The following is a 24,108-nucleotide window of genomic DNA, read 5'->3' on the forward strand; positions in this document are numbered from 1 at the left end:
TCCTCCTATAGTTACTTCTTATACACTTCTGACAATTCTCTCTGCCGCCTGGCGCGCTCCTGAAATATTTCGGGCGATCGGCCCAATTTCCAATTCTGCCAGTGGTCCTGTTACATATAGATGCTGGCACCATTCAAGGGATTGACTTATGATCGGATATCCGCACTTTGCACATGGAAGGCCAAACGTTTCAATGGCTTTCTCGAGCCAGCTTCCGCCAGGTCTGTATGGCCTGAACCCGGTTGCAAAAACAATTGACTGCACCTTGACTTCCTGCGTGTCCACGGAAAGAATCAGTTCCTTGTTTTCTCCTTCCTTCACCGAAGTAACCTCTCCGTCTGCCAGCTTAATCGTTTGATTATTTTCAAGCTTCCTAAGCTTATGAAATAATTCTGAGGGCAGCGATCCCCGGTTTCTTGCCTTTTTGATTACATCTCTTCGTTCGGAATAATCCGTGATTCGCTGGTAGTTTTTTTGATATTTGGGTCCCAGCCATCCCGGATCACTGTCAAAATCACAAACCTTAAAGGGATGTCTTTTTATTAAAGTGACTTGACCTGGATAGAGTGCCGAAAGCTTGATGACTGTATGGGCAGCTGTAATCCCTCCTCCAATGACCGCAACTGGCGTCCTCAATTCAGTAAAATCTGCAGCTTCATCAAAAATATGAAACAGCTGATTTTGGGTGTTTTTAATAGAATCTGCCCATTCCGGTACATGCAGCTGGTCGTTTATGCTTAACGCCAGTACGACTTTATTGGATTTTAGACGTTCTCCTTCAGCTGTGCTTACAACCCAAAAATTGTCCTCTCTATCGAGACCTTTTACATATCCCTGATGCCAGCTGGCCCCTAACCCAAGATCATGGAGCAGTGATTGACTGTGCTCATTGAACATTTCCAGGGATGGTCTTTTATAGACCCCATAGAACTCACTTTTCTTCCATTGGTGATTTGCTGCATAACTTCTTAAGCTGAACGGATCGACATCAAGGTGATGTACAAAGGGTGAGCGCAGAAATTTCATGCCAATCCGTTCCGTACTTTTAGTCCACTTAAATAATGGCATTTCATGTGGATCAATAATGCGCAGCTTATCAGTTGATACCTTATTATTCTTTAATAAGAAGGCTGCAATGGTACTGCCCTGAATGCCGCCTCCTACAACGATCCAATCATAGATCATATGACCCTCCTGATGCAGGTTTTAATACGAAATCATTACGATTTAAAGAACAAAATTTTTTTACGATTTACTTTCGTTTAAGGAGAAATAAAAATATTTAACTTTATTCCTTTTCTTTCTTGCCCGTACACTGTCTGTTAATTCGACCCATGTTACATGTTTCAATTTATTCTCAAGCTGCCTGTTAATCATGTCTTCAATTTCATGCATGGTCATCATCAGCTGTCCAAATGAAAGGTTAAAATGTGCTGCAGCCTGCGTATGAGGTGAATGCTTCACAAGAAGAGCCATAAATTCTTCGGAAGTCGAAGCCTTTTGAGCCAGCTCTTCTTCCAGGCCAACGACAAATTCATAAATCTCCTTTTGCTTAGGAGGGAGTGACTTTACAATCTCTCTTGAGATCATTTCCATAAGATGTGAATTCATATCTTTCACCTCACCTTGCCAAGTGGAGAAACCTTACTTATTATTCATGTTATATTTCTTCATAAATCGTTCAGCACGTCCGCCGCGATCCGTGAACTTCTGAACACCAGTATAAAAGGGATGTGTGTCTGAGCTTACTTCAACTTTAATTAATGGGTATGTGTGTCCATCTTCCCACTCGATTGTTTCATTTGTAGTCTTTGTTGATCCTGTCAAAAATTTATAGCCGCTGTTCATATCCATGAATACTACTTTATGATATTCCGGGTGAATATTTTCCTTCATTTTCATTCCCTCCACATTTTATTTTACCAGCTGGATTTCTTTACTCCCGGAACTTGCCCTTTGTGAGCATATTCCCGGAAAGCGATTCGGGACATTTTAAATTTGCGGAGATATCCCCTTGGTCTGCCCGTCACCTGGCAGCGGTTTTTCAGCCGTGTCGGTGATGAGTCTCTTGGCAGTTTCCTTAGAGCCTCATAATCCCCTTTTTCTTTTAGTTCCTTTCGTAATTCTGCATACTTTAATACAAGCTCCTGACGTTTTAATTCCTTAGCTACTTTTGACTTTTTCGCCAATGAATTCACTCCTTTCTGATGAAAATCGTAATTATTACGATTTGAATAATGCTATTTAATCACAAAAATTTTGATATTGCAACACATGTAACTTCAGACCTCCTTTAAGCTGATATTAGGTATGTAATAATGTTTTTTGCCTATTAATGTTGTCCGTTGATTTCCGCTCCAGGCTGCTCGCTTTCCGCGGGGCGGGCGGTGAGCCTCCTCGACGCTGCGCGTCTGCGGGGTCTCACCTGTCCCGCTACTACCGCAGGACTTTGAATAATCTTCCTTGAGTAAACACCGCACGAAGAAAATGCGAATGTATTTTCGAGGATCTCGCACCTTCCGCTACAATCAACTCTTTAAAATATACAAAAAGCAACAAACCTTGCGAAAATAGCCTAAATAAAAAACGCAATCCTTGTATGGTAACGAGTTTGATATTAAGTACAAAATATTAAAAATAACCATCAGAAAAGAGGTGCCAATTCTCACCTATTTTTTGTTTACCGTTTGAATAGGAATTCGCACCTCAATTAGCTTACCCAAGTTTCTTTCGACTCTTTAATTTTCCATTCTCCATTTTTATAATAAACTGTACTCTCTACACCGATTGCACCTTTTCCCGACTTAAATTTAGAGCCTTCGAATAATACATTGTTATTGAGTTTAAAATCAACTTTCTCAATCCTAAGATGCACACCTTCCAATGCCTGTGTGTCTGAGTTGTAATAACCTTGTTCTTCTAGTTCATCCATTGTGGCATTCATTACCTCAACCTTATATTTATCTTTAAAATAGTTTAAAATCGCTTTTTTCTGTTCCTGATTTACTCCATCAAAATTACTCATATCAAAAGCTATAAATTCCATATCGCTATTCAACTCTTTATCCTTTTGCATAATGGAGTCCAATGCAATGGTGTATATTTCTTCCAAGTGGTCCTTTGGATTTTCCCCAATGTTACAAGCAGTAAGAAGAGTTGTTAAGATAAATAGAATAGGGAAAAATCTAAATTTCAATTTAATACCCCCTTTATTTATAAGACGAAAGTTGTTGAAAAAGATTACAATTACCTTATTTAAATAATAGCATTTAAGCTCAATACCTTGTTAGAAAATCCCAGTCTATATAAAGTGTGGTGCAGTACAATTAAACTTACGATTCAAAATAAATTTGGTGTTGTAATTAACAAAGGTTTTGGCAAGCTGCCATTGGCTTTTGTCAATTCTTCTAATGTATTCGTAAATTCAGGTGTTTATTTATAGATAAAAAATCTGAATACATAGATATATCAACAAAAATTAAAGGTTCAAATCGTATGCGATTTGAACCTTTAATTGATATACTAATTTATTTTTTGTACTCTTAAACAGAACCCGTTTCCTATATGGAATGCGTTTTATTTATTATTGCTCAATATCCCGCTTATTAAATCCTATAAACCCGGCTAACGCCAGCACCCCGCCAGCTATACATAAGCACAGCAGCGGGATAAGTGTAAATTCCTCTATCGGCGCCTGCGGAACATGGCCAAAAGGAGAAATGCTGCCGATCCAGTCAGAGAATTGGAACAACCCTCCTAAATACAGCACAATAAAAGAATATAAAACATAAAGCCAAATAAAACCCGTGAATTTTGGCAGGAATCCAATCAGAAAGACAGCCAGGCTAATCATGACCAGCATGGCTGGATAATAGGACAGTGCTGCCCCAAAGATCATTCCAAAGGATAAACCTCCTTCAACTGCTGCAGTTCCCGCAGACCATAGCCCGAGTGCTGCCAGCGAGATCATGAGAAATCCATTAATGACAGAAATTACGAAATAGCTGCCTAACAGTTTGGTCCGAGAAACAGCTCTGCTTAAAAGATGAACAATTCGTTCCTTCTTCTCTTCACCTCGAAGTTTATTCATGGCCATCACTGGAGGAATAGTTGCCATCAGTGAAATAACAATCATCAGCATGGGAATGAATTGTTCCACCAATGTTACCCCTTCTGTTGGCTTAAGGAGCTGCTTCATGGCTTCATTATCGGAGAAAAATGATTCCAGATCCCCTAATACTGAACCGTAAGAAGCCCCCAGGACCAACATGCCTATTGCCCATGAAATGATTCCGGTCCGCTGCAACTTTAACGCAAGGCCGATTGGACTCTGTAAAAAGCGGGATGCATATTGTTTTCCGGGCCTGGATGGCAAAAATCCGCGATCCAGATCCCGAATAGCGTTCAAATAATTCGCAACAGCAAATAGAACCATGGCTGCAGCAATCATTAAGACAATTGGCCACCAATTATTAGAATCATACACTTCCGCTTTTGTTACCCACGCGAGCGGCGAAAGCCAGGATAATGATTCATTGCTGATGTCTGTGATCGCTCTAAAAAGATAAGAAATTAGAAGAATGGCTATCGAATAACCAATTGTTCCCCGTGAACTATCTGAAGCTTGAGCAAATACGGCTGTTACACCTGCGAAAAAAATACCCGCCGCCCCTAATGCTGCACCATAAAGCAATGACCCTTCCAGATCCATGCTTTCAATTCCAAGGGCATAAAGGCCAAATCCATTAATCAGAGCCAATCCGATGCAGGCTGCCGATACTACAAGCAGTGATGCATTTAAATAGGATAGACGCCCTACTGGCAGTGAACGGAGCAATTCCAGGCGTCCATCCTCTTCATCAGCCCTGGTATGCCGCGCAACCAGCAGGATGCTCATTAAGCCGGTTACAGCAGCAGTCATTAAAAGCATTTGATGAGCTGTCATGACACCAATTGTATAATTGTTTAAATCCGCAGGACCAGTCATGGCAGTCATTGCCGGGTTGGCCATCGTTTGTGCCATAGCGTCTCTTTCCTGCTGAGAACTGTATAATCCCTTGAAGGCTGTTGGGACAATTATCGTAAAAAAGGAAAGTGCCACCACCCAAATTGGAATCCGCAAACGGTCCAGCCGGAATATAAATCTTGAAAGGAAAGCGGTTTTTGCCAAGTGATTGCCTGCCATCAGAGGACACCTCCAGTATCCTTTTCTCCTTCATAATGACGCATAAATAAATCCTCTAATGTTGGCGGAGCACTTTCCAGCCTGCTGATGCCAAATTGGCTAATATGCCTGATAACTTCATCTATTTGCATCGTATCAACCTGAAACTTCATTCCATGCTCACTTTCTTCAATGCCGTGGATGCCTTTCAGCTCATTTAGACCCGTAATCGGCTGCCTCGTGTCAACGAGCATTTGTGTCCTGGTTAAATGGCGAAGCTCACTTAAGGTCCCAGACTCAATAATCCTGCCCTGGCGGATAATACTAATACGGTCGCAAAGTTTTTCTACCTCAGATAATATATGACTGGAAAGCAGGACACTTTTCCCCTGCCTCTTAACATCCATTACACATTCCTGAAAAACCTTTTCCATCAATGGATCAAGTCCTGATGTCGGCTCATCCAGAATGAAGAGGTCAGCATCAGAGGAAAAGGCCGCAACCAGAGCAACCTTTTGCCTGTTCCCTTTAGAGTAGGTTCTGCACTTCTTGGATGGATCCAGATCAAACTTCTCTATTAACTCCTCACGTTTTGCCTTATTGGCAGTTCCGTTCAATTTTATAAATAAATCAATGACCTCTCCGCCTGTTAAGTTCGGCCATAAATTCACATCACCAGGCACATATGCCACCCTTTTATGAATGTCGACAGCATCCTGCCAGGCGTCCTTGCTGAAAATCCTTACTTCTCCATTTGTCGCCTTTAAAATTCCCAATAACACCCGGATGGTGGTTGACTTGCCCGCGCCATTGGGTCCGATGAAGCCCAGTACTTCACCTTTATCCAACTCAAGATTTACCCCATCCAATGCCGTAAATTTGCCGAATTTCTTTGTCAGGCTGGTTACTTTTAAAAGGCTCATGCTCATTCCTCCCCATTTTTATAAAAACAGCGCTTTAAAATTTCCTTATAGCTGTCCCATTCGTTAAAAAGCTCGATACCGATATCCTCAAATGACTTGATTTTCGCGATTTGCAGTTCTGCGAAACCCGTCATGGTCCAATTCAGGATATTCATCGCTTTTTCAGGTTCTATCTCCTCCCGAAGCTTTGACCAGTCGATATTTTCGTAGATTCTTTTGAAGCCATCTTTTTGAATGTTTGCCAGCAGTTGATTTATATCCGATTTTACATCCTGAGCATCTTCTTCCAGCAGCGATTTTAAGAAATCAAATACAAGGGGATACTTTTTTTGAATGTTTAATTTAATGAACCCCACCTGACTGATTCTTTCAAAAATGTCCCTTTCATTCATGTCTATTTCAACATAGATTTGTTCAATAATGTTTACTGCATTCTTAATCAAAAAGAAGTACAAATCCTTTTTATTGCTGAAATAGTTGAACAATGAGCCTTTGCTTATTTGTGCATCCTTTACAATTTCATTTGTTGATGCCTTCTCATAACCGCTCTTTACAAATTCATTCATGGCTGCATTGATAATTCGTTCCTGTTTTTCGGGTTTCAAGCTGTAAAAAGTAGTATTTATTATATTGCACTCCTTTCACAATAATGACCAATATGGTCATATTAAAAATAACAAAATTGACCACTTTGGTCAATATTATTCCTTCAATCATTTTGACAAAAATTATCAATTTTTTATTCTTAGTTTTATTTGAAAATACAGGGGGGATACATGCTATTAAGGAGGTGATTAAATTGACTTTGCTTTTCTATAAAGCAATGGAGGCTTTCAAGAAGGATGCTGAAAATCAGAAAAAAGAGAAACAGCAAAAAGAAATGTTGAATGTGCAAAAGAAATAATGACATGAATCAGCTCTTTCATCCTTTTGGATGATTTTTTTTTGCAAATGCATGATAAGTTCTACTTTAGGCGATAGGCAATCACAAACAGGATTACATTGTTTGCGTAACAATCTCCAGCAATCTCTTATATTGTTCCCCGGAAACATTTTCAGATAGCCTTGCAGCAGCAATAATAGGAGCCCACTGGAAGATTTCGTCTCTTGTTAAGCCTGTATTTCTACAATAAATATGCACATACATTTCTGCTAGCTTCACCGAAGCTTCTGATAACAATAGAAATGTTCGGATGACATCAGCACGTACATCGCCAGAACTCGAATCAACCCAATCTATAATGCTTACAGTACCATCATTCAATATCAAGTTAAATGGATGAAAGTCTCCATGGCACAGTCTTGGTTTAAAAATCATTGATCCTAATTTTTTCAATAGAAAATTTTTCTGAGTTCTATTTAGTGTTTCCGCTAATTCAATCTGGTATTGCAGCTTATCTGTCATAGAACCAATAACAGACTCATCGGCTGGCAAAGCATGGATCTTTTGCTGCATATCCACACAAATGTTTAAATAATTCTCTGCGGATTCCATATTACCGAGTATCAATTCACCAGCTGTTTTACCTTTTACATACTCCATAATAATTGCCTGTCTGCCCTCTATTTCTGTTACTTCGAAAATATCGGGAACAGGCAGCCCACATGAGGAGGCATATTCTTGTTTTTTTGCTTCATGTAAATGTTCAGAAGGCGGTAAATGCTTTTTAAATACTTTAACGATTTTGTCATCAAAATGATAGATTTCAGCGGTATTTCCAATAGCTATCGGATTGACTAGATTCACTTTTTTTCTCTCCTAATAATAAATAATTTTATACATTGATTAAGGTTATTCGATTTCCCTAATTTAGAATCCTTCTTTCACAAATTTCTCCAAAGATTTGAATCCCGATAAACTTGACTATCCGAAAAAGTTACTGATATCCTTATTCCGTTGCAAAGGTCTTGTATTTTTATACTCCTGGAGGTTTATTTTGAAAAACATCCCTATTAAAAAGTTCTATTTTTATATCATATTGGCAATATGCATAGCTGCCTCCGTACTGTTTGTCCAGAACAATGATTCTTTCTATGAACGGACAATAGCTGAAGTAAAGGAAATCCAACTTGTTCACTCTGAAGAAGTAACGGATATTTATGATAATGAAGACCGCGTATATGAACAGCGGATCATAGCAGAAATTACGAATGGAAAAGCAAAAGGACAGCATATTCTCTTAACAAATCAGTATTCGAAAGCCAAAGCATATGACTATGAAATTCAAAGCGGCCAAAAATTATTTGTGTCCATCAAGGAGAATAAAGCGGATGCTGCAGAATTAAGCGGAGATATCCTTGATCTGAAGCGGGATCATTACATACTGCTAACAGGATGGATCTTTATCCTTATACTTCTTTTTGTGGGTAAAAAGCAAGGTCTCTTTTCCATCATCAGCCTGGCAGTTAATGCCGTGCTGCTTTCGTATGCATTAGATGTTTATCTGAAGAATCCGGAAATAAGCCTGCTGCTGATATGCAGTGCGGCAGTCATCTTATTTACCGTTACCTCCCTTCTGCTCGTAAACGGCTTTAACGAAAAAACTTATGCTGCCATTATCGCAACGCTTGCGGCAACATTCTTGTCATTATTGATCACTTATCTGGTCATATGGCTAACTGGCGGGAAGGGTCTTAGATACGAAGAACTCCAATTTATAACCAGGCCCTATCAGATGGTTTTCTTAGCCGGTTTATTTATCGGCTCGTTAGGAGCGGTTATGGATGTAGCCATTACCATGTCATCTTCACTGTTTAGCTTATATGAAAAGAATAACAGCATTCCAGTGCAGGATCTTAAACGCTCTGGAATGGAAGTGGGCAAAGACATTATGGGCACCATGACGAATATCTTGTTTTTCGCTTATATCAGCGGCTCCATTCCGATGCTTATTTTGTATATAAAAAATGACTCACCGCTCGGATTCAGCCTATCCATGAACCTTTCATTGGAATTAGCCCGGGCACTTGCCGGAGGAATCGGAATCGTGATCACCATTCCGATTGGCCTGTATACTGCCATATATTTTATTAATAGAAAGAGGGCACCAAAATGAATGCAATTCTAGTGCTGGCAGCCATATTATTTATTCTGATGACCCTTATAGGCGGAAAAAAAGGAGCCAGATCATTTTTTGCGATCTTCCTCAACTTCGGAGTGATTATTTTCGTCCTTTTCTTCATGAACGATCCAAACATCAATCCAATTATCGTTACATTAATTGCCTGTGCCTTCATTGGCTGTATCAATCTATTTTTTATAAATGAAGTGAACATTAAGACGACAACCGCCTTTCTGGCTTCTATCATTACTACGGTCGTTCTCATTGTGTTCATTGTCATCATTGCAGAAAAGGCCATGATTCAGGGATTTGGTGAAGAGGAAATAGAAGAGTTAAGCATATTTTCGCTTTATATTGGGGTTGATTTCGTTAAAGTGGCAGCGTCTGTCATCATCATGAGTACTATCGGAGCCATAACGGACGCTGCCATGGCCATCTCTTCCCCCATGAGGGAAATTCATTATCATCACCCGGACATTAGCAGAAAAGAATTGTTCCAGGCTGGCATCAGCATCGGTAAGGATATTCTCGGAACAAGCACCAACACGTTATTTTTCGCCTTCTTTGGCGGATATTTAGCACTGCTTATATGGTTTAAAGACCTATCTTATTCACCAGGTGAAATTATCAATTCCAAGATTTTCAGCGGCGAGATGATTACGATCTTCTGTGCAGGAATTGGGGTAACAATGGTGATTCCTATTACTTCGTGGATTACCGCACTGTATTTAGTGAAAAGAGGAAACTCTGCTGATTCCTCTGAATAGGCCTTGAAGCTCAACTGCAGTCCCAGTGAATGACTGCAGTTGAATATTGCTGGGCAAACCCATAACTGGAGTAAAATTTTTCTGATTTCTTACTACTGCTTTTTATGTATCAGCATCTTCCTATTTGTTACAAGCGGGGGCTGTTCGAGCCATTTTTGCTTTACCACTATCAAAGGTATCCTTTGCATAAAGCATGACTTCTGCAATGATCTTACTATATTGAGATGTTAGATCAGTTCTCATGGACACTGACATGGCATGTGAAATTAAACTAATGTCTACGGAATTCAAAACATTGATCATTGAAAAAATAAGTTTATCTGAGAAAGGTGATACAATCGATTCTGTTACTTCCATTCCGACAGTCACGGTTCCAAGAAGCTCTTCCTCCATTAATAAGTTATTGAAAAAGGATATCTGTTTTTCGCTGATCGTTTTTCCTTTCATGATATGCTTCTTTAATTCTTTATCTTTAACCACTTGAGCAAACGCAAGCATGATGAGTACTGAAAAGTAATTTCGTTCAATGTTGAAGAAGATTTCCGATAATTCAATTGCATTCAAGGGACGCTTAGTCCCTATGATTCCTGTAAGAAAGGATTCTTTTTGAACATATTCAATTTCTTTAGGATAGTTCATTTTTGGAGGGCGATCATAAATGCCCTTAGACAGCATCATCTTGACAGCTTTACCAAACATTTCAGTTGAGGTATGTATACATTCTGTAAAAAAATCCAGTACATCAAGACGAACATTATTTGATGCAGTATAGCTGAAGTTAATCATTCCCAATCGATTCATCATATAAATGTAGCTTAAGGTGAACACATCATTAAATAATGGAGGGGCTGACAGATTGATATCCCCTTCAGAAAAAGCAGCAGGCACTGGAAAATTTTCAGCAAGGAAGATTTTTTTTATCTTATCTAATCTCCCTTGCGAAATGTTCAATGACACTTCTGCTAATGGAATGATTTCCTCATCTTGAAGATGGTGTAAAAAATACTTAAGAAAACAGGAACTCATGCTTTCTTGTAAGTAAACTCCCCAAAGGCCTCCAATTTCTGTGCAAGACAGTTCAATATTTACCTTCTTACTCTCGAATTCCACAGATAACCCCCCTACAATGTTTTTGTAGGTTTAGTATTTCATAAAGGCTTACAAAAAAAACCATATTTTATAAAGTAAAGTACCCTATGAATATGACCATCACTTTTATCAAACAGCTGCTGTTCAGCATCTTAACCTAACTCACAAATAGATTTTTTAGGATAATTTATCCATTTTTACATATATTGGTATTTTATTTCAGATGTCGTCAATACTAATTACCAGAAAAATGAGGTGAACGTATGCATTGCATCCTTGTTATACTGGTCATTATCTTTGCTTATTTTAGAGGAGACTGGAAAAGTTGGGAAAGTTATTATCCGACCATGCTTTATATATCCGTGGCTTCTTTCATTTATGAATTTATTTCACATAGCCATTTTCACTTATGGGAACTTGAAAAAGGTCTTTTAAATCTAATGGGAGTTCATCTATTGCATAATATAGTGATCAATCCTTTAATGGGGTTTGTGTTTTTATCTAAGTTTCCCAGCCAGTTTAAAGATCAAATCTTCTATTACGCAAAATGGATTGTCTTATTTTGGGCTGCTGAATGGCTCGCATCACGATTTAGTTTCATAAGCTACCATAATGGATGGAATATTTGGTGGTCTTTTTTATTTGTCGTCATTATGTTTCCTATGATCCGACTGCACTATATCCATAAACTGCGGGCATTAATTCTTTCGGTTCCGATTGCAGCCCTTTATTTATTTATCTTTGATTACCTATAAATAACGTACCGAGGGATGCCGGTCAAAAGCATAGCCTTTGAAAATGACACTTGAACGCAAAAGTTATAAATTGTGACAAGAAGCTCCCTAAGCGGAGTTTTTCCCCTTAACCTGCTTTAGCGTCGCCACTATAAGGAAGCTGACAATTACTAATAGAAGCCAGGAACTCACCTTCCCCAGATGAACGAGACTCCATGTATCGGTCTGATTGGGATACTCCCACGCCCCAAAGAATGTTGCGATATTTTCCGCTATCCATATGAAGAATCCGATAAGCACAAAAGATAGTGCAAGCGGCATACGGTACAGGATACCGCCTACCTCGTAACTGACCCAGGATCTCCAAAAAACGACCAGAACCATTCCGGAGAGCCACCAGCGGATATCGATCCAATAATGGTGGGTGAAAAAATTCAGATAAATAGCAGCGGCAAGAGGCACTACTGCGAGAAATGGCGGCCACTTGACCAGGTCAACCTTGAGCCTCCTCCATGCCTGGCACAGATAACTTGCTACACTGGCATACATGAAGCCGCTGTACAAAGGAACCCCAAAAAATTTGGAATAACCCTCCTCCGGATAAGCCCATGAGCCCATATGTACCTTAAATAGTTCAAGTGCAAGGCCGATAATGTGGAACAAGGTAATAACCTTCAATTCATCCTTTGTTTCAAGCCCTGATTTCACCATCGCCCACTGCATTAGAAGACAGATGATCAGCAGCCAGTCATACCGCGGCAGAATGGGCAGCGGCAGAAATTTGGTCAAAGCTAAAGAAGCAAAAATGACAACAGGAAACAAACAGGACAAAGCCTGCTCCCAGCCGAAACGAAAAAGCTGCTTTAGGAATCTCGTCGGCTGGGCTTCTAATTTTCGAATAGTCAAATGCATTCTAATCCCTCCCTTTTAGGACAGGTTCTTCGTCCGTCTGGTACAAGGAACCTGTCCCCTAGTCCCGCTTATTCATCACTTCGATATTCCAGGATATCTCCAGGCTGGCAGTCCAATGCCTTGCAAATGGCCTCCAAAGTTGAAAAACGGATCGCTTTCGCCTTTCCATTTTTCAAAATAGAGAGGTTTGCCATGGTGATTCCTACCCTCTCTGAGAGTTCTGTTACACTCATTTTCCTTTTTGCCAGCATCACATCAACATTTATAATAATAGCCATGTTCTCACCTCAGACCGTTAAATCATTTTCTGATTTGATATCAATTGCTTCTTGCAAAAGCTTCTGCAGAACTGCCGCAAAGACTGCGATAACCATTGAAGCAAAAGGAACCAGCAAGCCAACAAAAATGACACCCGGGGCATCGTCTAATTCTGCAAAAATATAGAATACTGGCAGAACCAGTACATGCAAACCGGCGATGGTGATGGCACAGTATTTAATTTTCTTTAAAGCTATGACGGATAAATCAGAGAAAGCTTTATTTTTGTCAATATAGCGCAAAAGTTTGAACGCCTGATACAGAGCAAAGTAAAAAGGAATCGTTGAAGCATAAAACACGATGTAAACCCAATATTTAAGGAAAGCAAACTTCGGCAGCAATTCACCTGCAACTCGCCCCAGTTCAGGGACCAAAAAAATACACAGAACTAAAATGGGGACTCCTAAAAGAAAAACGGCTATTTTTAAAAACAATGTTGTTACTTTTTCCATAAAAAACACCTCACTTGTTATTTTCAGTTTGATTTTAATCTATTATTTATCGTTTTTCAATAAATAATTAATGTTTTTTATTATTTTTTTATTGAAGGAAAGATAATCCTCATTCTGAAATACTAAAGGAATGGTCTTCATTCTCATAAAAAACTAATCAAAATCAGGAGGTCTAAAGCTTTTATTCTTACGTGGCACATTCTTTTTTTCATCAAAAAACCCGGCCCACTCAGGCCAGGCTTTCACGTTTCTATTCTACACTTTGCTTAACCTCTCGATCGTCCTTGCCAGTAAAGCCGTTCGCTTCGGAAACGTTTTTAAATCGATATACTCATCTGTCTCACTGTGGGAAAATTCTCCGAGCGGCCCCATGCCGTCCACGGTTGGGACGCCTTCAGTGGAAGTATACGCTGCATCCGAACCTCCGCCCGTGCTGACTTCCCTAATAGACATTCCTAGTTCTTCCCCTGCAGCCTTTATTTCCTCAATCAATTTATCTGTTCCTGCGACTTTTTCCATTGGCGGCCGTCCAATTTTGCCTGATAAGCTCGTTTCTGTTCCCTGCACTTCCTCCTCCTCTGCAATTTCTGTGATTTTTGCCGTAATCTCCTTTGCCTGTTCCATATTCTTCACTCGAACATCCACTTGCGCTTCTGCATCTGGGGCGACGGTATTAGAAGAGATGCCGCCGTCAATTAAGCCCACATTGACTGACAAGCCTCTCTCGTAATCATTTAAATCATGAAGTTTAACTACTTTATGTGCCAGTTCATCGATGGCGCTTCTTCCTCTTTCGGGTTCAACCCCGGCATGGGCGCTTTTTCCTTTAACATCAAAGATAAATCTTCCAATTCCCTTTCTTTCTGTGACTATGCCATCATCTGGCCTTCCGGATTCAACAACAAGTGAGAATTTTTTACCTATCGACGCCTCTTTAATAATGGCTTTTGATTTTCGAGATCCGATTTCTTCATCACTATTAAAAATCAAGTGTACATTTTTATATGCGTCCGAGCCATTTTCCTTAAGAAGTTTCAATGCGTACAAAACGGATACATGGCTTGCCTTTTCATCACTCACTCCCGGCCCATATGCTTTATCCCCGATCATTTTGAATGGGCGTTTTTCTGCTTCGCCTTCCGGAAATACGGTATCCATATGGGCGATAATAATAATATTGGGGTCACTATCCTTTTCCGCTTTTATCTCCAGATGGTCCCCATACTCTGATTCACGGTGAACAAGTACATCCATATCCAATTCCTCAAATTCCTTTCTCAAAACAGTGCCAACCTTGTCCACTCCTTCTTTATGATAAGAGCCGCTGTCTATATTCACCAGTTCCTCGAGCAAGTTCATCATTTCAGGCATCTTGTCTTCAAAATAGGCTTCATATTGATTCAACGAAATCACTCCTTTGTAAATAATCACAGGGTTACGCTTCGTTAATTCCAATGGCTGATCCTGGCCTGCTTGAATCAGCAGCTCCATGCAGCATTCCAGTTTTTTGGTCAATGAAGATCGCCTGGACGTTGCCAATGGGCCTGTCTGTATCATCAAACTGAAATCCCATTTGACGGAGCTTGTCAATTTCACTTTGGCCAATGCCCTGCTCAGACCAGACATCCGGTCCCACACTGTTATAAATCCTGGGTTCTTCGATTGCAGCTTTTACATCCATTTCAAAATCGAGAATATGACTGATAACTTGTGAAACTGATGCAACAATAGTTGGACCGCCAGGAGAGCCCAGCGTTAAAACAGGCACCCCATCCTTGAATACTATAGCAGGTACTTTTGCGCTGACCGGCTGTTTATTTGGTGCCAGGCTATTGATATGGTCCGGTTCCGGGGTAAAATCGGTCAAATCATTGTTCATCAAAAATCCGTAACCTGGTACCATGATGCCTGAGCCCATAATATGCTCATTCGAAGACGTGCATGCAGCAATGTTCCCCCATCTATCAGCTGCGGTAAAATGCGTAGTATCTTTTCCTGTTTGATGCACTTTTACTTCTCCCCTGGGACAATCGCTGCCCTGGAACTTCCAGGGATTGCCGCATTCAATTTCCGGATTTCTCGATTTCCAGTCGATCATTCCCCGCCGTTCTTCTAAATACTCTTCTTGAAGCAGACCTTCAACCGGAATTTCAGAAAAATTAGGATCTCCCATATAAGCCAGCTTATCAGTGAATGCCAATCTCATTGCCTCTGAGAATAAATAATACTTTTCCCAGGAAGATACTCCATACCTGTTAAGCTCAAACCCTTCCAGAATCCCTAAAATCTGCAGCAGTGAAATTCCCCCGCCATTAGGTGGTCCTGGAACGGCAATTTCATAGTCTCTGTAGGTTCCTATCACCGGTTCTTCTATAGGAGCCCGATAGTTTTGCAGATCCTCATTCGTCATAATACCGCCCTGCTCTTTAAGTGTCTTGATGATAGCATCTGCAATTTCACCTTCATAAAGCGCTTGTATTCCTTTCTTTTGCAGGATTCTAAGAGTCTTTGCCAGGTCTTTGTTTTGAACCCAGTCTCCTTTCACTAAAGGAACTCCTTCCGGCATAAAAAACTTCTTTGCTTCTTCCCCCAATCTGATATGAAGAATTTCGATGACTTCGTCCCATTGCCAGTTCACCCTAAAGCCTTCTTCAGCAAGTTTAACGGCAGGCTCAATCAGGTCCTCCAGCGGCTTTGTCCCAAACTTTTGATGCCCTTCATCCATAGCCTTCATGATTCCGGGAATGCCTACTGACTTGGCATCAATGGTCTGCTGAAAGTAAGGAGTAATCTCTCCTTTTTTATTTAAGAACTGATCTTTATCTGCCCCTGAAGGGGTCTTTGAATGACCGTTGATCACCTTCGTCTTTTTTGTTTTCTGATCATAATACACGATATATCCGCTTGCTCCAATGCCAGTGTTAAACACTTCAACCACACTAAGAGCAAATTGGATTGCGACCAGGGCATCCATGGCGTTGCCGCCGTTTCTTAAGATTTCGGCACCAGCTTCTGTTGCTTCATGAACCGCAGAAGCAGCCATCCCATGAGTGCCAGTCGCCTTCTGCCGCTTGTCCTCGGTGTCTCTTGCCATATGCCTGGTATCTACCTTATCCATTGATATCCCTCCTATGGGGTACAGCCAAAATCTCATTCATATATCTTAAAAGCTTTTCATTTCTTGTACCCGGCTAAAAATAGCTGAAACATACAAAAAAAGCCACCTTACCTTAAGCCATTTAGATGACTTAAGATCCGGGCACCTGTTATAAATGGATCTTTTATTTGAATTTATAATTCCACTCAAAAAAACTCATCCTAAAAAGTAAAAATCCAACTCAAACCTTTGAGTCGGATTTCTACCTTTGTGGGGAACCTGGAGCATAGTAATAGGGCGGAACTTTGAGCCATCCCCTTTTCCTCATCAAGGTTTTTACAGTTGCACCTATTGCTGTCCATTCTAAAAAGAATTCAGTCCACATGAGACCTACATCATTTCGGACAGCATCAACCTGGCCCGTTGCACATGCTTGTGAACATATTACTAATTTGAATGCGACGCCATTGGCAATTTCATCATCCGTTAACTTAACTCCCAAAGGAATATCCTTCGGGTTTGAATTTGGTTTTGAAGATGTTACGTCAGGTAAAGGAATCCCTTCGTTTTTCATGAATTTGCTTAATCTTTTTACTTGCGCTTCACATACCTTTACTACATCTGTAAGCATTTCCCGCACTTCATCATCTGTAGTTGTGTTTAAGCTCATTTCTTCATACCGGATAAATTCTTCTACCAGGGTTAAATACTTCCACAAGTCTCCGACTTCAATCACATGCAGCGGAGATTTCGGTTCATTAGTATTATCAAATGAAATTCTGAGCATATTAAAGATTGCTTCTAATGGGTTAGGCATCTTTTGACCTCCTTACTTTTATATGTTGTCTATTGGTGGAAAGAAAATACAAAAAAGCAATTGAAAATAAGTAAAAAGAATGGGGGCGCAGCCATGGCGTTTGAAAAAGGACTGGCCAAGTCTGAACAAGCATACGAACAATATACGGAGATAAGCACAGCATTCGCGGATATAGTGAAAAACGAATTTATTACTACGGGGCAATGGTGGGCTGGTCTTGCTTTGTTTATCATTCCCTGGCTGATATGGTTTAAGTATAGGAAGAAGGACAGCACCGGGCGTCTTCTCTTAGCTGGCTTATTAGTCATCATAATGTCTCTTATTATCGATTTAGCTGCGTTATCTATGGGATTATGGTCATACCCTATGATCATTATTCCACTGGCACCATTTTTATTTTTGCCATATCACTTTTCATTAGCTCCAGTCGGAGTAATGTTTGCCCTTCAAATAATGCCTAAAATGAATAGCTTCTTTAAAGGAATACTCTTCTCTGCCATTGGAGCTTTTGGAGGGATGAATTTCTTTGATGCCATCGACTTTTATAACCCAAAAAACTGGTCTACTTTATATGACTTTGTCATCTTCCTCACTCTTTACTACAGTGGGTATTGGATAACGAGAATGGAGAGTTTTCATGGTCTGGAAAAAGGATCAGGAAAAGAATAAAAGACTTTCTTTTTATAGAGAAAGTCTTTTGGGCATACAAATCACAGCTGCTGTTTTACATCCAGTATTGCTGCCTTTTCCCCTGCCGATTCTCCAAATGAAGCAAGGCTATCGGCAATCAGAAATTGGGCAGAGTAGTAAGTAGTCATAATAAACACATCTGAATAAACAATATCTGAAACAAACATATTCCATGAAAGGATTGAATCCGAGATAACAAACAAAATGCTTCCGGCAATGGCCCTCTTGTTCCCGGTTAGTATGGTTGATAAGGCCATTAATGAAATGACAAGCATGTAGGCCATAACCGGGATCACTAATGCATCATTTCCTCCTTCAGATAAGGAAGCAATCAGCTGGCTGCCAATAATCAAAGAATAGAAACCTATCGGAATGATGGCTGAAAGGCGCAGCTTTGACATCCGAGACATTTTCAAAAATCCAGTCAAATAAAAAAGATGCCCTACAAGGAAAGCACCAAGACCTGCAACAAACGAAACAGCAATGAATCCATCACCAAGCATGCAGAAAAACAGGCCAATAACGACAAAACGCAATGCCGGCTCTGGACTGGCAGGGAGTCTTCGGAATGCATAAAAAATAATGAGCACCATAGGAATCAGCTTAAAGATAATTTTGATTGCCAGAGGCTCATGGGGAACAATGAAAATATAGAAGATAGCCGTCAGTACAATTAAAATAGTAATCAGCATTTTTTTCAATAGAAATCCATCTCCCTGTGTCCGAATGAAAGTTGCTATTTGTTTAAAAGGTTTTAAACCCTTTCCAGCCTTGTAAAAGGCTTAGGCGGAAACTGAACGCGGATTTCATCGCCTGGCTTCACTTCTCCGCTCTCCAGCACGATCCCCATAATACCAGCCTTTCTAATGAGTTTTCCATTTTCATCCTTCTCTATTACTGCATGTAAAAGGCCAGGCTGAAATTGATCGATTTGAGCACAGGGATTGCGCAATCCTGTTATCCTGATAACAGCAGATTGCCCCAAAAAAAGGATTGTGTTTACAGGCAATTCAAGAAGATTGATTCCGGAAGTTGTAATATTTTCACCCATTTGGCCTGGTTCAATAGGGAAACGGTCTGCTAACTCCTGAAATAACTCACTGTGGATTAAATGAACCTGTCTTAGATTCGGCTGGTCAGGGTTTTGTTTCACTCTGGACCGGTGTTTAACTTTTGAACCAAAATGGGCATCTCCTTCAACCCCTAAACTCTTCACCAGCTTTATGATATTTTGATTTTTTTTACTGAAAGTATGCTTTTGGCTTAAGCTAACCGCTATGACTTTACCCACTAGTGAAAATTTCTTTATGTCATCCTGCATTTATTCCACACACCTTTTTTTTCTTTAGTCTCCTGTTAGTTATTTATTCCATAAAGAATTAATTAGTCCTTCACTACTTCAACATTGTTTGATAAACGATAAGTTAATGATTAATCCTTTCTCAATATCCTTTTATAATCACACATATAAAAATAAGAAATTTGGAAATATAGACATAACTAACTCGCAGCTAAAAGGGGTTCATTTGCCATGGAGGAAAACCGGCTAAAAGAATTTGATCATATTGTCAAAATGGGTAAAGAAGGACAAAAAGCTTTACATGATTACTGGTTGGAATTCAGCATTTACACTTCTTTTGAATACTGGTTTATGGTTATGCTATTTATTGTTCCTTTACTTGTGTTATTTTTTAAAATTGATAAAAGGAAATTATTTTTTATAGGATTTTATGGTTATAGTATTCATATGCTTTTTGGCTATATCGACTTGTACAATAAAAATTCCGGGCTGCTGAATTATCCTTTTCCAATGATTCCAATGATTCCAGGTATATCCCTTGACTCAAGTTTCGTTCCTGTTACATTTATGCTTGTTTATCAATGGACATTGAATCATAAAAAAAATTACTACGTTTATACTGGGCTGACTTCTGCCGTTTTAGCATTTGTTTTTAAGCCTCTTCTTATAGGTCTCGGTCTTTTCAAGTTATATGGAGGCACGAATTATTTTTTTCTCTTTGCATGTTACCTAATCGTAATTATATTAGCTAAGGTAATAACGGACGTTTTTTTATGGACAGAGCGTAAATTTAGTAAAGCTGACCATTCACATTAAACGTGGAATCCCGGTTGTGCAATCTTAGACTTTGCAAGGAGTAAGAATCACATAAAAAATGCTGCCGTAATGGCAGCATTAACTTTTTATGGAGATAATAAGGCAGTTTGCAGAACATCATTAACCTTCCATCTCAGATAAGTTCCGATTATTCTTTAATCGATCCAATGTTTTAATAAACCCGACAAATCCTCTTATAGTGAATAAGGTAAAGTTCACACTGCCAAATGTATGGAAAATGGACCATTTCCTCCACCTAAATAGTCTCGTGTTTCTTTCAAAGAACCATTGGGCAATGCTCATTGGCACACTGAACAGCAAGCTTTTGAGAAGAATATTGCCTAACTTGTCATTGTAAGAAATTTTAACCCAAATCACACTTAAAAGCGGGAAGAACAAAATATCATAAATCAGATTCGTTTTAAAAATTCTTGAAAAAGGGCGGACTGGATATTCTACTCTTTTTGTTCCAACAACATAGGCATCAATCAGAGTGGCAAGAACGCCTTTCGAGAAAAAAATAACTAATGTCTCCCTCATTTTTTTCCCTTTAAACAAAAACGGAACTGAACAAATGCACAATCCGAGAAGCAGGTTTAATAATTTTTTCTCCATTGAAGACCAGCCTTTCTATTACAGATAGTACTAAATTCACCCATTTTGAATTTATTTATTCTTTGAACCTGTTAATTCTAATTTGCACCTAAGCTTTTAGAAAAAAATAAAGCTGCCATTTGGCAGCCGGATCCATTATCATATAGAATTATTCATTTTAATGATGGTGATGATGTTCATAACCGTGTTCTTCTGCATACTTACGGAAATTTTCCAGGTCCTGCATTCCAGTCGAAGTGCCGTCAAGGGCTTGGTTCATACGCTCTAATAGCACAGTTCTCAGCTTTGGATGGTAGCCGAAGTATTCAGCAATATCTATGGTTATTTGAGGATAGGTTTCTTTAAACTGTTCGGACATTTTGTTCATTCTTTCCATTAAAATGCCGGTAAATAAGAAATACGGCAGCATGATGATTTTTTTGGCGCCCAGTTTAATGCAGCGCTCTATCCCATCCTTGACGGTTGGGGTTGTAACCCCCATGAATGCACATTCAACGAATGATACATTTAACATTTCCCACAGCAATCTGCTGATCTTATAAAAATCAGCATTGGCATATGGATCGCTGCCGCCTCGTCCGATTAATAAAATGGCTGTATCTTCATGCGTCTGATTTACATCAAAGCCGGTTTCTGCAAGTCTTGTTTTTAATATTTCAAGAACCTCATCATGAACCCCTATCGTCTGGCCATAGGTAAACTGAATATCCGGGAAGTGCTCTTTGGCATGTTCAATTTCTGCTGGAATGTGCAGCTTGGAGTGTCCCGCATGCAATAGGATGATGGGAATGACATGGATTTCATTTGCCCCTTTTTCAGCACAAATCTGAATTCCGTCTTCAATATTGGGGGATGCAAATTCTAAGAAGCAGGTTTCTACCAAGAGGGCTGGGTCAATATAGTCTCTCATTTGATCGACGAATTGGCGGACTTCGTGATTCCCTGCCTCCATCCTGCTGCCATGGCCGACAAATAGGACAGCTTTTTTCATTGTTCCTTTTCCTTTCTTGTATTTATCGATTCCTTTTATGCGGTTTTCATTGCGTTTGCGTTCGCCGTGTTCCATGGAGTAAATGATTGACTCTTCCTTCACTGCTTCATGAACAATATCGCGGGCTGTTTCTTCCTGCAGGACTGAATACCAGGTTCCTTTTGGGTAATCAATGACGACGCATTTGTCTTTGCAGCGGCCGTTGCAGCGGGTACGGGATGTGTGAATATGCTCGTCTAAACGGTTTTTCCGGATTTCATCGCGTATTTGCTGTGTGACTTCTTCTGCTCCAGCACCCATGCAGGTTGCGCCGTTGCATATTAGCAGGTGACGCTGCATTTGCGTTAGGTTCCAGGTTGTCATTAGGTGACCTCCTTCTATTAAGTTTTGCTTATGAATAATGCCCGTTGCTTTCCGCTGCGGGCACTTGCTTTCCGTGGGGCGTGCGGTGAGCCTCCTCGGCTTCGCCTGTGGGGTCTCACCTGTCCCGCTGCTCCCACAGGAGTCAAGTGCCCTCCGCTCCAATCAACTCAGCGGTTATATTTAAATAACCGTTCAAAAGCAACAAAGTTCTCATAAACACCCAAATGTTAAAAAGCCTCCAGATAGAAACCCTTGGCCAAAACCTCAAGCGCTTCCCCGACACGAACTCCTTCAGATGCTGCCGACAGCGGCAGGACGACAAAGCGTTCGTTTTGTACGGCAGGTGTCTGGCTTAATGCAGGGTCCTTTTTAAGGAATTCTATTTTTTGTTCGGCAGTTGTTGAGCCATAATCTATCACTACGATGACATCAGGCTGGCGATCTACTGCGTCTTCTTTTGAGACGGTGGCCCAGTTTCCTTTTACATCACCAAAGACATTGTGCCCGCCTGCCATTGTGACAAGTGTGTTCATGAAGTTTTGTGTGGCCGTGAACACGTCTGTTTCGCCGCTGTCGTAAACCAGCACATGTAATGGCTCTTTTACTTCGGGCAATTGGGATGTAATGGCATCAATTTCTTGATTCATTTCGTTAATTAGTTTTTCACCGCGTTCTTCCACCCGGAAAATTTTTGCGATATTGCGGATGTCACTATAGATATCTTCCAGGGTTGGTGCCACTTTCACAGATGAAGATTGTAAGTAGCTGTTAATGCCTAATTCCTTTAGTTCTTCACGTGTTGCAATGTTTTTCTCATTGAAGGCACTTTCCCAGCCGCCATATAGAAAGTCTGCTTCTGATGAGATGACTTGCTCTTTTGATGGATATTGTTCTGCCAATACTGGTACTTTGCCGTATGCCTCCTGTAATGGCTCATAAATTTCGTTATCCAAGAATGCAGTACCAGCCATTGAATCTTCTAAGCCAAGTGCCAGCATGATTTCTGTCACATGCTGATTCAATGATATCGCACGCTTTGGCGCTTCTTCGTATTCATTCACAAAGCCTTCATTTTCAATAACCACTTTCTCCGTCTGCTCCGCTTGTTCACTTTTCACCTTTGCTGTGTTTGCTTCCTCTGCTGAGCATGCGGCCAATAATAATGCTGCCGCTAAAACCAGGAAAGCCCAAATTCTGCTGCTTTTCATTTTCATAGGTCCCTCAATTTCACGTTAATAGTTTGTATGAAAAAATAGATGAAGTTTTTTGGTAAATGGATTTTTCGAAACACCCGCCTGCATATGGAAGACTTCCTTCAATGTCTCTTCTGTCAGGACTTGCTCCGGTGTTCCCGACATATAAAGAGCTCCATCGTTCATGACAAGGAGTTCATCGCAATACCCTGCGGCCAGGTTTAAATCATGAAGGGCAGCCACAATGGTGATAGGCAAATCCTTCACTAAATCCATTAATTGATATTGATGTTCAATATCCAGATGATTGGTCGGTTCATCCAGAATTAATATGTTTGCCTGCTGTGCCAGGGCGCGTGCGAGCATCACCCGTTTCTTCTCGCCGCCGGATAATTGGTTAAACATGCGGTTTTCCAAGTGAAGCACATTTGCGAGCATCATGCTTTCTTCGGCAATGGCAAAGTCCTCCTGTTTATCAGCGGCAAGCCATTTTTTGTACGGCGTCCGCCCCATCATGACCAAATCTTTTACTGTAAAATCGAAGAGCACCGGTGTTTCCTGACTGACAGCAGCTAACTCCTGAGCAAGCTTTTTCTGCGGAAGATCGAGAATATCTTTTTCATATAACGTCACGAAACCGCTCGTTTGTTTTAAATGACGATAAATGATTTTTAGCATCGTCGATTTTCCGCTTCCATTCGGTCCAATGATTCCAACGAATTTTCCCTGTTCCACAGAAAAAGTGATATTATTTAAAATTTGCTTGTCCGGCACTGAAAAGGACATATTTTTGACCTGGAGCATC

General features: G+C 40.2%; 27 protein-coding genes. 5 read left to right on the top strand and 22 right to left on the bottom strand.

The window, feature by feature from the left end:
- Positions 1-18: 18 nt before the first annotated feature.
- The 9 genes from ACXAD1_RS12765 to ACXAD1_RS12805 all read right to left on the bottom strand — a co-directional run bounded on the left by ACXAD1_RS12765 (position 19) and on the right by ACXAD1_RS12805 (position 7,834).
- Positions 19-1,185 (bottom strand): FAD/NAD(P)-binding protein, encoded by a 1,167-nt coding sequence (locus ACXAD1_RS12765; protein ID WP_474910213.1) that lies wholly within the window; start codon positions 1,183-1,185, stop codon positions 19-21.
- A gap of 60 nt (positions 1,186-1,245) precedes the next feature.
- Entirely contained in the window at positions 1,246-1,611 is a 366-nt protein-coding gene (locus tag ACXAD1_RS12770) for a hypothetical protein (protein WP_474910214.1), read from the bottom strand.
- Between the two features lie 33 nt (positions 1,612-1,644).
- Entirely contained in the window at positions 1,645-1,896 is a 252-nt protein-coding gene (locus ACXAD1_RS12775) for a type B 50S ribosomal protein L31 (protein WP_206844404.1), read from the bottom strand.
- Between the two features lie 23 nt (positions 1,897-1,919).
- Complete coding sequence (gene rpsN, locus ACXAD1_RS12780) at positions 1,920-2,189, bottom strand: 30S ribosomal protein S14 (protein WP_370223225.1); 270 nt, start codon at positions 2,187-2,189, stop codon at positions 1,920-1,922.
- Between the two features lie 521 nt (positions 2,190-2,710).
- Entirely contained in the window at positions 2,711-3,196 is a 486-nt protein-coding gene (locus ACXAD1_RS12785) for a peptide ABC transporter substrate-binding protein (protein WP_474910215.1), read from the bottom strand.
- Between the two features lie 387 nt (positions 3,197-3,583).
- Positions 3,584-5,185 carry an ABC transporter permease gene (locus ACXAD1_RS12790; RefSeq protein WP_474910216.1) on the bottom strand — a complete coding sequence of 534 codons (1,602 nt, stop codon included), beginning with the start codon at positions 5,183-5,185 and terminating at the stop codon, positions 3,584-3,586.
- Positions 5,185-6,087 carry an ABC transporter ATP-binding protein gene (locus tag ACXAD1_RS12795; protein ID WP_474910217.1) on the bottom strand — a complete coding sequence of 301 codons (903 nt, stop codon included), beginning with the start codon at positions 6,085-6,087 and terminating at the stop codon, positions 5,185-5,187. The genes ACXAD1_RS12790 and ACXAD1_RS12795 overlap by 1 nt, the downstream gene beginning before the upstream one ends.
- Positions 6,088-6,089: 2 nt before the next feature.
- The gene (locus ACXAD1_RS12800; RefSeq protein ID WP_206844386.1) at positions 6,090-6,692 is read right to left on the bottom strand and encodes a TetR/AcrR family transcriptional regulator; all 603 of its coding nucleotides are present in this window, start codon (positions 6,690-6,692) and stop codon (positions 6,090-6,092) included.
- Between the two features lie 392 nt (positions 6,693-7,084).
- A complete protein-coding gene (locus tag ACXAD1_RS12805; RefSeq protein ID WP_474910218.1) occupies positions 7,085-7,834 on the bottom strand; it encodes a phosphotransferase family protein in 750 nt (249 codons plus the stop codon).
- Positions 7,835-8,024: 190 nt separating this feature from the next.
- On the opposite strand from ACXAD1_RS12805, the gene ACXAD1_RS12810 reads away from it, so the two are divergent.
- Together ACXAD1_RS12810 and ACXAD1_RS12815 are read left to right on the top strand one after the other, a co-directional pair.
- Positions 8,025-9,143: a YibE/F family protein gene (locus tag ACXAD1_RS12810; RefSeq protein WP_474910219.1), complete on the top strand. Its 1,119-nt coding sequence runs from the start codon at positions 8,025-8,027 to the stop codon at positions 9,141-9,143.
- A complete protein-coding gene (locus ACXAD1_RS12815; RefSeq protein ID WP_474910220.1) occupies positions 9,140-9,916 on the top strand; it encodes a YibE/F family protein in 777 nt (258 codons plus the stop codon). The genes ACXAD1_RS12810 and ACXAD1_RS12815 overlap by 4 nt, the downstream gene beginning before the upstream one ends.
- Before the next feature lie 120 nt (positions 9,917-10,036).
- Here ACXAD1_RS12815 and ACXAD1_RS12820 read toward each other — a convergent pair whose 3' ends face one another.
- The gene (locus tag ACXAD1_RS12820) at positions 10,037-11,026 is read right to left on the bottom strand and encodes a DUF3231 family protein (RefSeq protein WP_474910221.1); all 990 of its coding nucleotides are present in this window, start codon (positions 11,024-11,026) and stop codon (positions 10,037-10,039) included.
- 242 nt (positions 11,027-11,268) lie between these two features.
- Between ACXAD1_RS12820 and ACXAD1_RS12825 the strand changes: the two genes are divergently transcribed.
- Positions 11,269-11,760 (top strand): CBO0543 family protein, encoded by a 492-nt coding sequence (locus tag ACXAD1_RS12825; RefSeq protein WP_282172349.1) that lies wholly within the window; start codon positions 11,269-11,271, stop codon positions 11,758-11,760.
- A gap of 87 nt (positions 11,761-11,847) precedes the next feature.
- Here the strand turns inward: ACXAD1_RS12825 and ACXAD1_RS12830 are convergent, their stop codons facing one another.
- The 6 genes from ACXAD1_RS12830 to ACXAD1_RS12855 form a co-directional block, all read right to left on the bottom strand.
- Complete coding sequence (locus ACXAD1_RS12830) at positions 11,848-12,651, bottom strand: DUF817 domain-containing protein (RefSeq protein WP_474910222.1); 804 nt, start codon at positions 12,649-12,651, stop codon at positions 11,848-11,850.
- A gap of 68 nt (positions 12,652-12,719) precedes the next feature.
- Positions 12,720-12,929, bottom strand: coding sequence for a helix-turn-helix domain-containing protein (locus tag ACXAD1_RS12835; protein ID WP_048008671.1), 210 nt, complete (start codon positions 12,927-12,929; stop codon positions 12,720-12,722).
- A 9-nt stretch (positions 12,930-12,938) separates the two neighbouring features.
- Positions 12,939-13,421, bottom strand: a complete 483-nt coding sequence (locus tag ACXAD1_RS12840; protein WP_206844373.1) for a DUF2975 domain-containing protein — start codon at positions 13,419-13,421, stop codon at positions 12,939-12,941.
- Positions 13,422-13,676: 255 nt separating this feature from the next.
- On the bottom strand, positions 13,677-14,936 hold the full coding sequence (locus ACXAD1_RS12845) for a M20 family metallopeptidase (RefSeq protein ID WP_244671288.1): 1,260 nt from the start codon (positions 14,934-14,936) through the stop codon (positions 13,677-13,679).
- Positions 14,857-16,539 carry a gamma-glutamyltransferase gene (ggt, locus tag ACXAD1_RS12850; protein ID WP_474910223.1) on the bottom strand — a complete coding sequence of 561 codons (1,683 nt, stop codon included), beginning with the start codon at positions 16,537-16,539 and terminating at the stop codon, positions 14,857-14,859. Before ggt ends, ACXAD1_RS12845 begins: the two co-directional genes overlap by 80 nt.
- Positions 16,540-16,780: 241 nt before the next feature.
- Positions 16,781-17,335 carry a DUF3231 family protein gene (locus tag ACXAD1_RS12855; RefSeq protein WP_206844369.1) on the bottom strand — a complete coding sequence of 185 codons (555 nt, stop codon included), beginning with the start codon at positions 17,333-17,335 and terminating at the stop codon, positions 16,781-16,783.
- 93 nt (positions 17,336-17,428) lie between these two features.
- Between ACXAD1_RS12855 and ACXAD1_RS12860 the strand changes: the two genes are divergently transcribed.
- Positions 17,429-18,004 (top strand): CBO0543 family protein, encoded by a 576-nt coding sequence (locus tag ACXAD1_RS12860; protein ID WP_206844367.1) that lies wholly within the window; start codon positions 17,429-17,431, stop codon positions 18,002-18,004.
- 41 nt (positions 18,005-18,045) lie between these two features.
- On the opposite strand, the gene ACXAD1_RS12865 is transcribed toward ACXAD1_RS12860, so the two are convergent.
- Positions 18,046-18,726, bottom strand: coding sequence for a lysoplasmalogenase (locus ACXAD1_RS12865; protein WP_474910224.1), 681 nt, complete (start codon positions 18,724-18,726; stop codon positions 18,046-18,048).
- 53 nt (positions 18,727-18,779) lie between these two features.
- Positions 18,780-19,346, bottom strand: coding sequence for an MOSC domain-containing protein (locus ACXAD1_RS12870; protein WP_474910225.1), 567 nt, complete (start codon positions 19,344-19,346; stop codon positions 18,780-18,782).
- A 210-nt stretch (positions 19,347-19,556) separates the two neighbouring features.
- Between ACXAD1_RS12870 and ACXAD1_RS12875 the strand changes: the two genes are divergently transcribed.
- Positions 19,557-20,141 (top strand): hypothetical protein, encoded by a 585-nt coding sequence (locus ACXAD1_RS12875; RefSeq protein WP_474910226.1) that lies wholly within the window; start codon positions 19,557-19,559, stop codon positions 20,139-20,141.
- Between the two features lie 120 nt (positions 20,142-20,261).
- On the opposite strand, the gene ACXAD1_RS12880 is transcribed toward ACXAD1_RS12875, so the two are convergent.
- The 4 genes from ACXAD1_RS12880 to ACXAD1_RS12895 all read right to left on the bottom strand — a co-directional run bounded on the left by ACXAD1_RS12880 (position 20,262) and on the right by ACXAD1_RS12895 (position 24,107).
- Positions 20,262-20,756: a CBO0543 family protein gene (locus ACXAD1_RS12880; protein ID WP_206844359.1), complete on the bottom strand. Its 495-nt coding sequence runs from the start codon at positions 20,754-20,756 to the stop codon at positions 20,262-20,264.
- Between the two features lie 157 nt (positions 20,757-20,913).
- Positions 20,914-22,110 (bottom strand): CbiX/SirB N-terminal domain-containing protein, encoded by a 1,197-nt coding sequence (locus ACXAD1_RS12885; protein WP_474910227.1) that lies wholly within the window; start codon positions 22,108-22,110, stop codon positions 20,914-20,916.
- Positions 22,111-22,337: 227 nt separating this feature from the next.
- On the bottom strand, positions 22,338-23,318 hold the full coding sequence (locus ACXAD1_RS12890; RefSeq protein WP_474911304.1) for an ABC transporter substrate-binding protein: 981 nt from the start codon (positions 23,316-23,318) through the stop codon (positions 22,338-22,340).
- 24 nt (positions 23,319-23,342) lie between these two features.
- Positions 23,343-24,107: an ABC transporter ATP-binding protein gene (locus tag ACXAD1_RS12895; protein ID WP_474910228.1), complete on the bottom strand. Its 765-nt coding sequence runs from the start codon at positions 24,105-24,107 to the stop codon at positions 23,343-23,345.
- Position 24,108 lies beyond the last annotated feature (1 nt).

Source organism: Cytobacillus sp. ABV4_503 (assembly GCF_056158445.1).

Excerpts from the sequence above, each read along its gene's own strand:
- ggt (WP_474910223.1), bottom strand. The coding sequence starts at position 16,539 with ATGGATAAGGTAGATACCAGGCATATGGCAAGAGACACCGAGGACAAG.
- ACXAD1_RS12855 (WP_206844369.1), bottom strand. The coding sequence starts at position 17,335 with ATGCCTAACCCATTAGAAGCAATCTTTAATATGCTCAGAATTTCATTT.
- ACXAD1_RS12770 (WP_474910214.1), bottom strand. The coding sequence starts at position 1,611 with ATGAATTCACATCTTATGGAAATGATCTCAAGAGAGATTGTAAAGTCA.
- ACXAD1_RS12860 (WP_206844367.1), top strand. The coding sequence starts at position 17,429 with ATGGCGTTTGAAAAAGGACTGGCCAAGTCTGAACAAGCATACGAACAA.
- ACXAD1_RS12830 (WP_474910222.1), bottom strand. The coding sequence starts at position 12,651 with ATGCATTTGACTATTCGAAAATTAGAAGCCCAGCCGACGAGATTCCTA.
- ACXAD1_RS12790 (WP_474910216.1), bottom strand. The coding sequence starts at position 5,185 with ATGGCAGGCAATCACTTGGCAAAAACCGCTTTCCTTTCAAGATTTATA.
- ACXAD1_RS12880 (WP_206844359.1), bottom strand. The coding sequence starts at position 20,756 with ATGGAGAAAAAATTATTAAACCTGCTTCTCGGATTGTGCATTTGTTCA.
- ACXAD1_RS12775 (WP_206844404.1), bottom strand. The coding sequence starts at position 1,896 with ATGAAGGAAAATATTCACCCGGAATATCATAAAGTAGTATTCATGGAT.
- ACXAD1_RS12815 (WP_474910220.1), top strand. The coding sequence starts at position 9,140 with ATGAATGCAATTCTAGTGCTGGCAGCCATATTATTTATTCTGATGACC.
- ACXAD1_RS12885 (WP_474910227.1), bottom strand. The coding sequence starts at position 22,110 with ATGACAACCTGGAACCTAACGCAAATGCAGCGTCACCTGCTAATATGC.
- ACXAD1_RS12795 (WP_474910217.1), bottom strand. The coding sequence starts at position 6,087 with ATGAGCCTTTTAAAAGTAACCAGCCTGACAAAGAAATTCGGCAAATTT.
- ACXAD1_RS12835 (WP_048008671.1), bottom strand. The coding sequence starts at position 12,929 with ATGGCTATTATTATAAATGTTGATGTGATGCTGGCAAAAAGGAAAATG.
- ACXAD1_RS12890 (WP_474911304.1), bottom strand. The coding sequence starts at position 23,318 with ATGAAAAGCAGCAGAATTTGGGCTTTCCTGGTTTTAGCGGCAGCATTA.
- ACXAD1_RS12895 (WP_474910228.1), bottom strand. The coding sequence starts at position 24,107 with ATGCTCCAGGTCAAAAATATGTCCTTTTCAGTGCCGGACAAGCAAATT.
- ACXAD1_RS12765 (WP_474910213.1), bottom strand. The coding sequence starts at position 1,185 with ATGATCTATGATTGGATCGTTGTAGGAGGCGGCATTCAGGGCAGTACC.
- ACXAD1_RS12840 (WP_206844373.1), bottom strand. The coding sequence starts at position 13,421 with ATGGAAAAAGTAACAACATTGTTTTTAAAAATAGCCGTTTTTCTTTTA.
- ACXAD1_RS12870 (WP_474910225.1), bottom strand. The coding sequence starts at position 19,346 with ATGCAGGATGACATAAAGAAATTTTCACTAGTGGGTAAAGTCATAGCG.
- ACXAD1_RS12825 (WP_282172349.1), top strand. The coding sequence starts at position 11,269 with ATGCATTGCATCCTTGTTATACTGGTCATTATCTTTGCTTATTTTAGA.
- ACXAD1_RS12875 (WP_474910226.1), top strand. The coding sequence starts at position 19,557 with ATGGAGGAAAACCGGCTAAAAGAATTTGATCATATTGTCAAAATGGGT.